This window comes from Oceanospirillum multiglobuliferum, assembly GCF_900167095.1.
In the GTDB taxonomy this organism is placed as follows: Bacteria; Pseudomonadota; Gammaproteobacteria; order Pseudomonadales; family Halomonadaceae; genus Oceanospirillum; species Oceanospirillum multiglobuliferum.
Genome location: NZ_FUXG01000003.1, coordinates 48,872 through 63,285, shown reverse-complemented (window position 1 = coordinate 63,285; position 14,414 = coordinate 48,872). Strand labels below are relative to the sequence as shown.

Below are 14,414 nucleotides of genomic sequence, written 5' to 3'. Positions count from 1 at the left end.
TATCATTATTATTGGCAATAGACTATGCCGTTAAGTGTTAATTTAAAGGATAACAGCGGTTACGCCCAGCCTGCTTTGCTTTATAGAGCTGCATATCAGCGTCATGTAATAACTGTTCTGGCTCATCATGTTCAGCAAGTAACTCTGCCGCACCGATACTAACGGTTAGCTGATGCTGGCTGCTGCGATCATTTTGGATGTTAAGACGCACTTTCTCGGCCACCAGTAAGGCTTGAGCCAGATGGGTTTCGGGCAGAATGATGACAAACTCTTCACCGCCAAATCGACCCAGATAATCTCCGCGTCTTAGACCTCTTCCTGCGGTTTTGGCCACCAGCTGTAACACCCGATCCCCTTCTAAGTGACCATGTTGGTCATTGAATTTCTTAAAGAAATCAATATCAAACACCAATACAGACAGTGCTTTATCATGGCGCTTTGAAAAACCAAAGTAGCGGTTTAGGCATTGCATCAAGGCGCGTTTGTTGGGCAGTTGTGTGAGTTCGTCAGTGTTGGCCAACAGCGCGAGTCGGTTGTTCAGGTCTTCCAGCTCTGTTTGTTGGCTTTCCAAGGCTTGTTCGTAATATTTGCGTTCAGAAATGTCTCGAAGCGCGGAGATACGTACCGTTTTACCTGCATATTCAGCGCTTTTACCACAGACTTCCGCATAAAAGGTTTTACCTTTCAGCGTTTTGACGCGAGCCTCGTAGGGTTCATTATGGCCACTTTGAATATATCCCTGTACTAAGTCTTGATATTCTGGTGCCACAATTTCCAAAATCGACAGGCCGATGGCCTGAGTGCGAGGGCATTGAAATAAGCGCTCAAACTCTTGATTCACATCGGTGATGATACCGGATTCACTCAATACGATGGCTTCAAAAGCCGCCTCTGCCAAAAGCTGAAAGCGCTGTTGAGATTCTTGCTCGTGCTGCTGTGACAATCGAAGCTCGGTTAAATCGCGGCCAATGCCCAGAAAACCAATCAGGCTGTTGTCTTGGTCATAAATTGCGGTCACCGAAAGATGAATGGGAATACGCTGACCTGTCTTGCTGATGTAGTGCCAGTCGTTCTCATCTGGGGTGCCTTGTTTGGCCAATATCACAAAGGTTTCAAATCCTACGGGCACCTGATAGCCCAATTGGGCTGACAAACACTGGGCGCGGGCGGCAACCTCTTCAGGGTCGTGAAATAACGCGGGCGTTTGTTGATTGAGCAGCTCCGACTCTTGGTAACCCAGTAAGCTCAGCGCAAAGCTGTTGGCATAGGTGATCACACCATCAGGCTGTGTGGCGATGATCGTTAGATTGGCACTGTCTAAGATGGCCTGATGAAACGGATCTTTCAGTCTTAATGCTGCCATACAAGCTCTCCGGCTTATTTCATCGGTGTATTGCAATGCAATATCTAAGTAATACCTTAAAAACTAATGAACTTAAGCCATCAATGCCAGAGGTTTTCTAATCTTTTTTCTGTCGTTTATTGTTTTTATACCGGCGTAGCAACGCAATATAAAACGCCGCAAGTAGCATCAAAACAAAAACTAATATTTGCCAATGGGCTGCAGCGTCATAGGTGCGTAAGCCAATCAACAGTAGAAAACCTAATAATTGGCTACCAATAGCCCATATTCTCAGTGAGTCATGCATGTAATAAGTACCTCGTACCACCCAGTAGCCATGCTAATTACTGCAAAAGCAGCGGGTTAAAGTGGTGATTTACCGTTTAGAACGCATTCCTTTGGAACTGATGATCTAAACTGCGCTCTGACAGTAGATCGTTTATAATAGCGCACTTTATTGATCGCCTTTCATCATTTCAGCTCATGGTTATTTTATGCTACGCCACTCTTTTTTGTCTTTAACCTTGGTTCTTGCTTGTACTCTGTCTCAAGTTACACAAGCTAATCTAAACGCGCCAGAAATGTCAGATGAACATTCAGAGTCAAATTCAACATTAGCCGCAGAAGCTCTAACCAACGCTGAAGATACGCCTGCGAATAACGTTGAAAGTGAAAGTGTTTTAGAACTACCTGCACCTATTGCCCGCGCCATTGAACAGGGCATGTCATTGGAAAGTCAGTTTATCGCAGAGTCTGATTTAACAGGTTGGGTTTTATCTTTAGATGGACAGTACACTTTGGTTTACACCACTCCCGATCAGCGCACCCTTATCTCAGGTGCAATAATTAACGACGCTGGTGAAAATTTATCAGAACGCTATGCTCGGCAGTACTTCCCTAAACCTGATTTCACATTGTTGGAGCAAGCCGCTTATATCTCTGTAGGTTATCAAGCGCCCGTGGCAAAGGCTGAAGTACCAGAAAAAAAACCTAGCACAACCGCAGAAACAGCTAGTGCTGATACAAACACCGCGAACAACAATATCGAAGTGCCTGTTGAGACTCCATTAACAGAGCCTGCTCAGAAAGTTGTTTATGCCTTTTTTGATCCAAATTGCCCATTCTGCCAGCTGACATGGAAAGCATTCATTCCATACGTTGCACAAGGTGTAGAAGTGCGCTGGATTCCAGTTGCCTTTTTGAATGCAAGCAGCCGTGCAAAATCTGCAGCAATTCTGCAAGCAGAGCAGCCAGAAGATGCGCTAAACGAAAGTATGCAAACCTTTGGTAGCGAACAACAAGCAGAGGCGTCTATCAAAGACCGCAGCCGTCGACAGCTACAAGACAATATGAAACTGATGCAGCGCTTTGGTATTCAGGGCACGCCGGGGATCATCTGGCTAGATGCCAATAACGAGATGCAGATTCGCAGCGGTATGCCAAAGCTGCACGAATTTGCAGAGATTACAGGGCTGCCAGAGCAGGCACAAACTGCTCCAGAGCTGGCGCGCTTTCGTTAGTTAAAACGTTTCAGACCGCAAGGGATTTTAGATGAACGCCATTAGCTTAGGCCCTTTGATGTTAGCCACCGACCGTTTGTATTTAATTGCCACGGTGGTGTTATTTTTCTTAGGGGCTGAGCTGATCAGCTACTGGGCAAAACATCTAGGAGATAAGCCTAATCTTGGAGCAGCTTTAAATGCGAGCTTTTGGGCCGCCTTAATTGGTGGGCGAGCATTTTTTGTGCTGGGTCATCTGTCCAGTTATCAAGACAACTGGCTATCGGTTTTTTATTTTTGGCAGCCAGGTTATACACCTACCGCTGCGGTCAGCTGCGCACTGTTGGCATTAGCATGGTACTTACGCCAACAGCTACGCCTATGGCTTACAACCTCGTTATGGTTGCTATGCTGTGCGGCACTGTGGTGGCTTTTACTGCTGTGGCAACCATTGCAAGGGCAGAAAACAGCACAAACGCTGCCTAATATTCAACTGCCGACACTAGATGCAGTACCTACGACGATTGATCTGGCAACATTAAAACAACCTACTTTGATTAATCTTTGGGCCAGCTGGTGTGGGCCTTGCCGACGGGAAATGCCTTCCTTGGTGAGCTTTGCTGCTAAAAACCCTCAGATCAAAGTGTTACTAGTTAACTCGGGAGAGTCTGCAATCACCGTACAACAGTTTGTGCGTGAGACGACAGAGTTTAACCTGCCTGAAAACCTGATTTTATTAGATCCAAACCAAAGCTTATTGCAGCATTTTAATGCCCCTGGTTTGCCTGTTACTTTGGCCTTCAACGAAGGCCAGCTAAAAGACAGTCATATTGGTGAGCTTAACCTAGCGCGACTGCAACAGATGGCCGCGCGCATTCAACCTTGATACCTAACGCATTAAACCCGCATAGGCGGGTTTAATAGCAGTGGTAACATCAGAGCTATTCAATCTCGATCAAACGCAGCTCTTTAGGAATTGAGAACACCACATTTTCCTCGCGACCTTCTAATTCTATTGGCATTTGTGCGCCTAAGCCTACCAAGCGCTCAATCACTTGCTCGACCAATATTGAGGGTGCAGAGGCTCCCGCAGTAATTCCGATACGCTGCACCTGATGTAACCACTCTGGCTCAATCTCGTCCGCATTATCAATCAGATAAGCCTGAGTGCCGATGCGCTGTGACAGTTCGCGCAAGCGGTTGGAGTTAGAGCTGTTAGGTGAGCCCACGACTAATACTAAGTCCGTTTCTGCGGCAAGCTGTTTAACCGCATCTTGTCGATTCTGTGTGGCGTAACAGATGTCGTCTTTTTTCGGGCCTTCAATTTCAGTGAACTTCGCACGTAGTGCATCAATCACTTTTGCGGTGTCATCCATTGACAGTGTAGTTTGAGTCACGTAAGCCAGTTTCGAGCGGTCTTTAACTTCTAACTTGGCAACGTCTGCCTCGTTTTCCACTAGGTAGATATCACCACCTGAGCTGCGATCATAGCGCCCCATAGTACCGACTACTTCAGGATGGCCTGCATGGCCTATCAGTACACACTCTTGCCCACGTTGACTGTAACGTAGCACTTCTAAATGCACTTTAGTGACCAGTGGGCAAGTGGCGTCAAATACTTTCAATCCGCGACGATCTGCCTCGTCTTGTACCGCTTTTGATACGCCATGAGCACTGAAGATTACGATAGAGTCATCGGGCACTTCGTCTAATTCGTCAACAAAGAAGGCACCACGCGCTTTTAAGTCGTTCACAACGAACTTGTTATGTACGACTTCATGGCGGACATAAATAGGCGGTGCGAACACTTCAAGGGCACGGTTGACAATTTCAATGGCACGATCAACACCCGCACAAAAACCGCGCGGGTTAGCAAGTAGTATCTGAATCGCTGCGGTAGTCATTTAAGATACACTCGCCTCACTGGTACTGTTCTGTTCAGCAGGCTCAACCGCGATAATTTGCACTTCAAAATTTAAAGTGTGGCCTGCCAGTGGATGATTAAAGTCGACACTGACTTTCTGCTCATCAAAATCAGCGATTACCCCTGGTAGCTCACCGTTAGCTTTGTCTGCAAAACTTAAGATCAAACCTTTCTCTAGTGTTAGGTCAGGCGCAAACTGGCTACGAGGCAATACTTGCACGTTGCTTGGGTTATGCTGACCAAAGGCTTTTTCTGGGGTAACGGTGAAGACTTCGTGCTGACCTGCGCTTAGGCCGAGCAAGAAAGCTTCAAAGTTTTCAGGTAGATTGCCATCGCCTATGACTAAGCTGGCAGGGGCTTTGTCAAAGGTGCTATCGACAACTGCACCATCTTCCAACTTCAGGGCAAAGTTCAGTGTGACGCGCATCCCTGAGCCGATTAAATGTTCACTCATCTGTTATACCTTTTAAATACCGTTGCCGTTTAAGGGCTATTTTGAGTCGTTTAAATCTGATTGAGAGGCAGTTTTACCCTCTGGATTACGCACCATATCCCAAGCCAGCATGATTCCGCCTAGGGTGATGGCACTGTCTGCAATATTAAACGCGGGGAAATAACTGTTTTCCCAGTGAAAGAGTAAAAAGTCGACCACATAGCCCAACACCACTCGATCATAGAGATTACCTAAAGCACCACCCAAAACTAAAGCCAGCGCACAGGCTAACCAAGTTTCATGAGGCTTAAGACGTTTCAGCCAAACCAATAACACCGTGCTGATGACAATAGCAATGATGGTAAAAAACCAGCGTTGCCAACCAGAAGCGTCTGCCAAAAAGCTAAAAGCAGCCCCTGTATTGTGTAACAGCGTAAAACTGAATACTGGCCAAACGGGCAGCACCTGTGCATAAGTAAACTCTGCACTGACCCAAGCCTTGCTGCCTAAATCCAGTATGATGACGAGAATCGACAGCCATAACCAAGAAAGCTGCCCCAATTTACCAGTGTTATTCAGAGCACCCTTTGGGGTGCTCTTGTTGTCAGTGGATAGGTCTTTAGTCACGTTTTTTTCACTACTGATGATGAAAGTTTGCAGGCTTAAGCAAAGCGGCGCTGCTCACCCTCGCCTTCACCTTCAGGCAAGTTGCTCACGCAACGACCACATAAGCCTGGGTGCTCTGCATGTTGACCCACGTCTTCACGGTGGTGCCAGCAGCGTTCACACTTCGCATGTTTAGAACCTTCTACGGCAACTTTCAGGCCACTAAGTTCCGTTGCTGCTGCCTCACCTGCTTCTGCCAATGGCTTAATGACCGCCGAAGAGGTTAACAGTACAAAACGCAGTTCATCCTCTAAACGTGCCAGCAAGGCTTGCAGCTCATCGTCAGCATAAAGCGTGATTTCAGTCGCCATAGAACCTTTGATTTGACCCGCAGAACGCGCATCTTCAAGGGCTTTGTTAACCGCTTCTTTCACATCCATCACACGATTCCAGTAGGCACGATCCATCTCGCCGCCTTCTGGCATGCTGAACAAGCCGTCATACCAAGTGGTGACAAAAACGGTTTGCTCACGCTGACCCGGAATGTTTTCGTAGATCTCTTCTGCGGTGAAAGACAGTACAGGTGCAATCCAACGCGCCAAAGCTTCAACAATGTGATACAGCGCAGTTTGGCATGAACGACGGGGCAAACTGTTCGGCTTAGTGGTGTACTGACGATCTTTGATGATATCCAGATAGAAACCACCCAAATCTTGCGCGCAGAAGTTGTGTACTTTCTGATACACACTTAAGAAGTGGTACTCGTCATAAGACTCTAGCAACTCATTTTGTAGTTGCAGTGTACGATCAACCGCCCAACAGTCTAACGACATCATCTGATCAACGGGCACCATATCGGTTTCAGGATTGAAGCCTTTTAGGTTAGCCAATAAGAAACGCGCAGTGTTACGAATACGACGATAAGAATCTGAGGTACGTTGCAAAATCTGCTTAGAAACCGCCATCTCACCTGAGTAATCGGTTGCCGCAACCCACAGACGTAAAATGTCTGCACCTAGAGTATCGGTCACTTCCTGCGGTGCAATCACGTTGCCCAATGACTTGGACATTTTGTAGCCTTTCTCATCCACCGTGAAACCATGCGTCAATACTTGTTTATATGGCGCACAGCCGTTGATGGCGATAGAGGTTTTCAAAGACGATTGGAACCAACCACGGTGCTGATCTGAACCTTCTAGGTACAAATCGGCTGGGAAGGTCAACTCTTCACGTGGACGTAATACCGCATGGTGTGTAACACCCGAGTCAAACCACACATCTAAGGTGTCGGTGACTTTGTAATACTGATCAGCTTCTGCACCTAGCAGCTCAGCCGCATCCAGATCAAACCAAGCGTCGATACCGGTTTTTTCGATTCTCAGCGCTACCTGCTCGATCAGTTCAGCAGTGTTCGGGTGTAGTTCATCAGTGTCTTTGTTGATGAATAACGTAATAGGCACACCCCAAGTGCGTTGGCGTGAAACACACCAATCTGGGCTTTGCTCAACCATCGCTTCAATACGGTTTTGTCCCCAAGCAGGGAACCACTGCACACCTTTAATGGCGGTCAGCGCATCTTGTTTTAACCCTTTGGCATCCATCGACACAAACCACTGCGGGGTTGCACGGTAGATCAACGGGGTTTTGGTGCGCCAGCAATGCGGATAGCTGTGCTGGAACGCCTTGTGGTGAACCAGTTTGCCTTCACGCTCTAGAGCTTCCATTACAGGCTTGTCAGCTTTGTAAACATGAACACCTGCAAGCTCGCCCGCTTCTGCGCTATAAGTACCATCGGCTTGTACTAAATTGATAGTGCCTAAGCCGTAAGCTTTGCCCACGACAAAGTCTTCCATACCGTGATCAGGCGCGGTGTGTACGGCACCCGTACCCGCATCTGTAGTAACATGATCACCTAAGATCACAGGCACTTGCTTGGCAAAGAAAGGGTGCTGTAGCGATAGATTTTCTAAGCTTTGGCCTTTGGTCACAGCCAATACGTTGAACTGATCAACGCCCCAACGTGCCATAATGCCTTCGACCATTTCCGCCGCTAGAACATAACGCTGATCGCGCACTTGTACTAAGGCATAGTCTAAGTCGGCATGTAGAGACACCGCTTGGTTAACTGGCAATGTCCAGCCCGTTGTGGTCCAGATCACAACAGAGACATCACCCTCACCCGCTGGATTACCAAACTGCGCCAGCACTTGGCTTTGATCAATAAAAGTGAAAGCCACGTCTAACGCGATAGAGGTTTTGTCTTGATATTCTACTTCCGCTTCAGCCAAAGCAGACTGACCCACCACACTCCAGTAAACAGGCTTGTAACCTTTTACTAAGTGGCCGTTTTCAACGATGCGGCCAAGGGCGCGCACAATGTTGGCCTCGGTTTCAAAGTTCATGGTCAGATAAGGATTATCCCAATCACCACTGATCCCTAAACGGATAAAACCCGCTTTTTGACCCGCAACCTGTTCAGCAGCATATTCGCGGCACTTCTTACGAAACTCGCTAAAAGGCACTTTGTCGCCTGCGCGCCCAATCATGGTTTCTACTTTGTGCTCAATTGGTAGACCATGACAGTCCCAACCCGGTACATAAGGTGCGTCAAAGCCTGAAAGTGTGCGCGACTTCACGATCATATCTTTCAGAATTTTGTTAACGGCATGACCAATGTGAATACTACCGTTGGCATAAGGAGGGCCATCATGTAGCACAAATTTTGGCCGACCTTCACCGGTTTTACGTAGCAAGTTGTACAAGCCAATCTCGTCCCAACGCTTTAGGCGATCAGGTTCACGAGCTGGCAAATTGCCGCGCATAGGGAAATCGGTATCTGGCAGATTGAGAGTGTCTTTATAGTCGCTCATGGCTGAATATCGCTGCTAAAATAGGGTTTTAAATGAATGCGTTACAGGTTGTCCGTTAGGTTTAGCTTATTTTGTGCCAACGGAATGCCTTGATCGGCATGGTTTGCAAAATAGGCTCGGGCGGCAAGCTGATCTCGTTGAATCTGCTCACGCAACGCTTCGACATTAGCAAAGCGCACTTCGTCCCGCAGTTTACTGCAAAAAATGACCTGCACCCGTTGACCGTACAAATCACCATTAAAATCGAATAAATTGACCTCAAGCGCGGGGCGAACCCCTGACACCGTTGGGCGATTACCAATATTGGCAACCCCTTGGCGTAGCACTTGATCTTGTGTTGCCATCAGCACCGCATAAACCCCTTGCAGAGCAGGTTGTTTGTTCTGCAATGATAGATTTGCAGTAGGTACGCCCAACTGGCGACCTAGCTTTTGGCCATGAATCACACGGCCACTGATCTGATAAGGCAACCCCAATAGGTTTTGGGCTAAAACAAAATTGGCATCCGCCAGCACTTGTCGAATACGAGTACTGCTGACTCGCTCAGCGGCCACTTCAAAAGTATGCGTATTGGCCACTTCAAAGCCTTGAGCTGCACCCGCCTGCTTTAACAAGGCAAAGTTGCCGGAACGATCACAGCCAAAGCGGAAATCATCTCCCACCACCAAATAACGCACCCCTAAACCTGCCAGCAAAACCTGCTCAATAAAAGCTTGCGCCGATAAACTGGCAAGGCGGCGGTTAAAGGACAAACATAAAACGCGATCAACCCCTTGGGCTTTTAAACGCTCTACTTTGTCACGAAAGCGGGTGATACGCGCAGGGGCTTGACTGCCTGCAAAAAACTCTCTGGGCTGAGGCTCAAAAATCACCACCACAGAAGGCAGATTAAGTTCTTCAGCTTTGGCTTTCACCTGCTGCAAAACCGCCTGATGCCCCAGATGCACCCCATCAAAATTACCAATGGTGACAACACAACCTTGGTGTTTTTTGCGTAAGTTGTGCAGACCTCGAATCAGTTCCATTTTGCTCCAGTTTCTAACGCCAGTCGGTTTTAAATCAAAAGAGACCGATTATAACGAAATAAACGCACACTGCACCTTTTCACTGATCTCTTACCTGAGCGATTGATTTTATCTATAGGTAGACTTATAGCATTTACTATTTTTTTAATGGCGAATATCCCGCAAGCGCAATCCTGTCAGCACTAGAGTAAGCACAAATACCGCAATGCCTGCGCCGACCAAACCTGCCATCCACATACCACGTTGCAGCCAATCAGCCCCCTGCCATGCGCTCAGTTCAGGTTGAAAAAGCAGTAGCACAGCCACTAAGCTGCTGGCGCTTAATAGCAATTGTAGCAAGTATTTTGACCAACCTTGTTGCCAGACAAACACACCGCTTTTTTTCAGCCCATACCAAAGCAGTGCCGCGTTTAAAAAGGCTGACAGCGAAGTGGCTAAGGCTAAGCCTGCATGATCTAACCAAAACACCAGCATCAGGTTAAAGATCATATTGGCCACCATCGCTTTAATGCCGATTTTAACGGGGGTTTTGGTGTCTTGGCGGGCGTAGTATCCGGGGGCTAACACCTTGATCAGCATAAAGGCGATTAAACCTACGGCATAAGCTCGCAAACTCATGGCCGCCATATCCACATCATGAGGGGTCATGGCGCCATATTGAAACAGGGTATAAAGCAGCGGTTCAGCCAGTAACGCCAAGGCTAATGCAGCAGGCACTGCGATTAATAGCACCATACGTACCGCCCAATCTAGGGTTTTGGCGAAGGCTTCTGTTGATTTTTCTGCATGGCGGGTCGATAAGCTCGGCAGAATTACGGTGGCAATGGCGATGGCAAACACACCCAGCGGTAGTTCAACCAGTCGGTCAGAATAATATAACCAAGACACACTGCCGCTGATTAAGAACGAAGCCAGCACGGTATCTAACAGTAAATTGATTTGGCTGACAGAAACCCCAAACAGTGCGGGAGCCATCAGTTTTAAAATGCGTTTTACGCCTTCATCATGCCAACTGACTTTAGGCTTAGGTAAAAAACCAATTTGGGCTAAAAAGGGCAGTTGGAAGAGTAGCTGCGCCATACCTGCAATCAATACGCCCCAAGCCAGTGCCATTACAGGCTCAGCCATATAAGGCGTTAACCAAAGTGCAGAGCCGATTAAGGACAGGTTCAACAACACAGGTGTAAAAGCGGGCACTGCAAAGCGGTCGTAGCTGTTCAGAATACTGCCTGAAAATGCGGTTAACGAGATCAGCAATAAATAAGGAAAGGTGATCTGTAATAACTCTGCGGTTAAAGCCTGTTTTTCAGGGGATTGGCTAAAGCCGGGGGCAAACACCCAGACCAAAACTGGAGCAGCCACAATCGCCAAGGCGGTGATCGCGGTCAGTGTTAGCCCTAATGTGCCTGCTACGTAGTTGATAAGATTTTGCACCGCATTTTTGTCACGCTGACTACGATATTCTGACAGTACAGGCACAAAGGCTTGGTTAAATGCGCCCTCGGCAAAGAGTCGACGTAAAAAGTTGGGAATTTTAAAGGCCACAAAAAAGGCGTCAGCGCCTGATCCTGCACCAAATAAACCTGCAATAACAATATCTCGCGCCAAACCTAATACGCGCGATAACAAGGTCATGATGCTAACCAGTAGACCTGAACGTAATAGCCCTGACTTTTTAGGCGGCTCGGTTGGTGGTGTTGCAGAGGGTTGTGCTGTTGATGACATAAGTTAAGCTCTTCATCAGGCAAAATTCAGGCACAAAAAAACCGGCCTAAGCCGGTCTTTTTGTTCAAGCCATCACTCAAATTACGCTGCCAGAGCTTTCACTCGTGCATTTAAGCGGCTCTTAGTACGAGCTGCTTTGTTCTTAGAGATGATGCCTTTATCAGCAATACGGTCGATAACTGGCTGCGCTACGTTAAATTCAGTAGTCGCTTTAGCATAATCACCCGCTTCAACTGCCGCAATTACACGCTTGATATAGGTGCGCACCATGGAGCGCAGGCTTGCATTGTGATTGCGTTGCTTTTCAGCCTGGCGTGCACGTTTTTTTGCAGATGCGATATTCGCCACAGTTAAGCTCCTTGGAGAATTCGGTTCTAAAAATTGAGACGCGCACTATGTGCTCATCTCAGTTAAATGTCAAGTATTAAGGGCTGCGAATTTTACGGCAAAGTACCGCGAATGAACAGCCCTAAACACAATTTTATCTATATAAATCTTTCTCGTCTTACACCAAAACCAGATTATCGCGGTTAATTAGCTCTGGTTCAGCCACATAACCTAATAGTTCTGTAATTCGATGACTGGGTTGTCCCAGAATTTTCAACGAGTCTTCTTGATCATAGTTGACCAAGCCTTTGGCGATCAGCTCACCCTGTTCGCTTACGCACTGCACCATGTCACCACGGCGGAAGCGGCCATTAACCTGCTTCACACCCACTGGCAGTAAGCTGGAGTTTTTCTCACGCAATACACGTACTGCGCCAGCGTCTATCACCAAGGTGCCTCTGGTTTGCAGATGGCCCGCCAGCCAACGTTTACGTGCCGCCCAAGGTGTATCCTCTGGCAAGAATAAGGTGCCGAAGGATTCGCCTTTTATGGCGCGCACTAAAACATTGGGTTGACGCCCACTGGCAACTAAGGTTGCCGCACCAGAGCGTGCTGCCAAACCTGCTGCGCGTACTTTGGTGATCATACCGCCACGACCTAAACGTCCACCATCCCCTGCCATTTCAGCGAGCTTAGGGTCGTCAGCCAAGGTTTCAGTGATCAAAGTTGCATCAGGGTTTGAGCGTGGGTCAGCGGTAAACAAGCCTTCTTGGTCGGTCAGAATGATCAGTGCATCTGCCTCCAGTAAGTTTGCAACCAAAGCCCCTAAGGTGTCGTTATCACCAAAGCGAATCTCATCTGTCACCACGGTATCGTTTTCATTGATAATCGGGATCACTTTCAGCTCTAACAGCGCTTTGATAGCACTGCGCGCATTGAGATAACGCTTACGATTCGACAAGTCATCGTGGGTGAGCAAAATTTGCGCTGCACGAATACCATGACGAATAAACTGGCTTTCGTAGGCCTGCACCAATCCCATCTGACCAACAGCGGCAGCGGCTTGTAATTGATGCAGGGCGGACGGTCGCTCGGTGAGTCCAAGTCGAGTCATGCCTTCGGCCACAGAGCCAGAAGATACTAGCACTAGCTCGATACCTTGCTGATGCAAAGCTGCCATCTGCTCAACCCATGCGGTGATGGCAGGTAGATCTAAACCTTTGCCATCATTGGTCAGTAAAGCACTGCCAATTTTTACCACGACCCGTTTTGCGCGCACTAATCTGTCACGCTGCGACATCGTCCGTCCACCTACTCAAGAATTAATTTCACACCCCAAACAAGCCTTGTGCGGGCTGCTTAAGGTGCATACTCAACTTCAACGTCGTAATCATCATCGTCAAAGTCATCATCATCCAGATCATCATCTTCAACAGCCACTTTATTGTGACGGTTATGACGACGCTCTAGATAAGCCTCAACACGCTGAATGGCTTCTGCTTCCATACGCTCGCGTATTTCTGCTTCTTGCTCGGCAAGCTCTGGAAGTTCGGCTTCCAGCGTACGCTTCTCATCCAGCCATTGCATAATCTGATTACAAACTGGCATTGTGCCTTCGCTACTGATGGCAGAAACACGGAATACCGGCCCTTGCCAATCTAGCTCAGAGATGATGCGCTCACATAGTGCATCACGCTCCTCTTCTGGTACTAGATCCAATTTGTTTAAGACTAACCAGCGTGGGCGCTCTGCCAGCGTTGGGCTGTACTGTTCTAGCTCGTTGATAATGGCTTGTGCCACTTCAACAGGATCAGAGTTATCGTAAGGCGCTACATCAACCAGATGCAGCAGTAAACGCGCACGGGTTAAGTGTTTCAAAAAGCGAAAACCTAAACCTGCACCCTCTGAAGCCCCTTCGATCAAGCCGGGAATATCGGCCATCACAAAGTGTTTAAACTGACCTACCTTCACCACGCCCAAGTTTGGTACTAAGGTGGTGAATGGGTAATCCGCAACTTTTGGTGTTGCTGCCGATACTGCACGGATAAAAGTCGATTTACCTGCGTTAGGCATACCCAGCAAACCAACATCGGCCATCACTTTCATTTCAAAGCGTAAGTTACGCTCTTCACCTTCACGACCTAGCGTGATTTTACGCGGTGCGCGGTTGGTACTGGTTTTGAAACGGGTATTGCCTAAACCATGGCGACCACCTTGAGCGACCAGCAACTGCTGACCCACTTCGGTTACATCACCTAAAATCTCAAGCGTGTCTTCATCGTATACGGTGGTGCCCACAGGGACGTTCACATATAGATGCTCACCTGCTTTGCCGGAACATTGACGACCTTGTCCGCCTTGACCGCTTTGTGCGCGATAACGACGTTGATAACGAAAGTCGATCAGTGTATTCAGTGAGTCGTCGCCGACCAAATAGACATTGCCGCCGTCGCCGCCGTCGCCGCCATCAGGGCCACCCTTTGCCACGAACTTTTCCCGACGAAAACTCAGGCAACCGTTACCCCCTTTACCAGCGGCAACGTGGACACTTGCTTCATCTACAAACTGCATGATTCTGTGCTCTTCAATCTGGTTCTTTATTCCAGCTTCTCAATCTGGCCCCGATACCGTCTTACGCCTAAACTTCAAGCGTAGACAGGCGT

Annotated in this window: 13 protein-coding genes; 2 read left to right on the top strand and 11 right to left on the bottom strand. The window is 47.9% G+C overall.

What is annotated here, in order from left to right; genetic code table 11:
• Positions 1 to 37: 37 nt before the first annotated feature.
• Complete coding sequence (locus tag B5D26_RS02900) at positions 38 to 1,363, bottom strand: diguanylate cyclase (RefSeq protein ID WP_078744191.1); 1,326 nt, start codon at positions 1,361 to 1,363, stop codon at positions 38 to 40.
• 97 nt (positions 1,364 to 1,460) lie between these two features.
• Complete coding sequence (locus tag B5D26_RS02895) at positions 1,461 to 1,649, bottom strand: hypothetical protein (RefSeq protein ID WP_078744190.1); 189 nt, start codon at positions 1,647 to 1,649, stop codon at positions 1,461 to 1,463.
• A gap of 187 nt (positions 1,650 to 1,836) precedes the next feature.
• On the opposite strand from B5D26_RS02895, the gene B5D26_RS02890 reads away from it, so the two are divergent.
• Both B5D26_RS02890 and B5D26_RS02885 read left to right on the top strand, forming a co-directional pair.
• Positions 1,837 to 2,862 (top strand): thioredoxin fold domain-containing protein, encoded by a 1,026-nt coding sequence (locus tag B5D26_RS02890; RefSeq protein ID WP_078744189.1) that lies wholly within the window; start codon positions 1,837 to 1,839, stop codon positions 2,860 to 2,862.
• Positions 2,863 to 2,893: 31 nt separating this feature from the next.
• On the top strand, positions 2,894 to 3,727 hold the full coding sequence (locus tag B5D26_RS02885; RefSeq protein WP_078744188.1) for a TlpA disulfide reductase family protein: 834 nt from the start codon (positions 2,894 to 2,896) through the stop codon (positions 3,725 to 3,727).
• A gap of 55 nt (positions 3,728 to 3,782) precedes the next feature.
• Here the strand turns inward: B5D26_RS02885 and ispH are convergent, their stop codons facing one another.
• The 9 genes from ispH to cgtA form a co-directional block, all read right to left on the bottom strand.
• Positions 3,783 to 4,745, bottom strand: coding sequence for a 4-hydroxy-3-methylbut-2-enyl diphosphate reductase (ispH, locus tag B5D26_RS02880; RefSeq protein ID WP_078744187.1), 963 nt, complete (start codon positions 4,743 to 4,745; stop codon positions 3,783 to 3,785).
• Positions 4,746 to 5,219 (bottom strand): FKBP-type peptidyl-prolyl cis-trans isomerase, encoded by a 474-nt coding sequence (locus B5D26_RS02875; protein WP_078744186.1) that lies wholly within the window; start codon positions 5,217 to 5,219, stop codon positions 4,746 to 4,748. It abuts the gene before it with no gap.
• 36 nt (positions 5,220 to 5,255) lie between these two features.
• Positions 5,256 to 5,825: a signal peptidase II gene (lspA, locus tag B5D26_RS02870; RefSeq protein ID WP_407668507.1), complete on the bottom strand. Its 570-nt coding sequence runs from the start codon at positions 5,823 to 5,825 to the stop codon at positions 5,256 to 5,258.
• 35 nt (positions 5,826 to 5,860) lie between these two features.
• The gene (ileS, locus tag B5D26_RS02865) at positions 5,861 to 8,674 is read right to left on the bottom strand and encodes an isoleucine--tRNA ligase (protein WP_078744185.1); all 2,814 of its coding nucleotides are present in this window, start codon (positions 8,672 to 8,674) and stop codon (positions 5,861 to 5,863) included.
• 41 nt (positions 8,675 to 8,715) lie between these two features.
• On the bottom strand, positions 8,716 to 9,699 hold the full coding sequence (ribF, locus tag B5D26_RS02860) for a bifunctional riboflavin kinase/FAD synthetase (RefSeq protein WP_078744184.1): 984 nt from the start codon (positions 9,697 to 9,699) through the stop codon (positions 8,716 to 8,718).
• 144 nt (positions 9,700 to 9,843) lie between these two features.
• Complete coding sequence (gene murJ, locus B5D26_RS02855) at positions 9,844 to 11,424, bottom strand: murein biosynthesis integral membrane protein MurJ (RefSeq protein WP_078744183.1); 1,581 nt, start codon at positions 11,422 to 11,424, stop codon at positions 9,844 to 9,846.
• Between the two features lie 81 nt (positions 11,425 to 11,505).
• Entirely contained in the window at positions 11,506 to 11,772 is a 267-nt protein-coding gene (gene rpsT / locus B5D26_RS02850; RefSeq protein ID WP_078744182.1) for a 30S ribosomal protein S20, read from the bottom strand.
• A 157-nt stretch (positions 11,773 to 11,929) separates the two neighbouring features.
• Positions 11,930 to 13,051 (bottom strand): glutamate 5-kinase, encoded by a 1,122-nt coding sequence (gene proB, locus B5D26_RS02845; protein ID WP_078744181.1) that lies wholly within the window; start codon positions 13,049 to 13,051, stop codon positions 11,930 to 11,932.
• Between the two features lie 59 nt (positions 13,052 to 13,110).
• The gene (cgtA, locus tag B5D26_RS02840; protein ID WP_078744180.1) at positions 13,111 to 14,322 is read right to left on the bottom strand and encodes an Obg family GTPase CgtA; all 1,212 of its coding nucleotides are present in this window, start codon (positions 14,320 to 14,322) and stop codon (positions 13,111 to 13,113) included.
• Positions 14,323 to 14,414 lie beyond the last annotated feature (92 nt).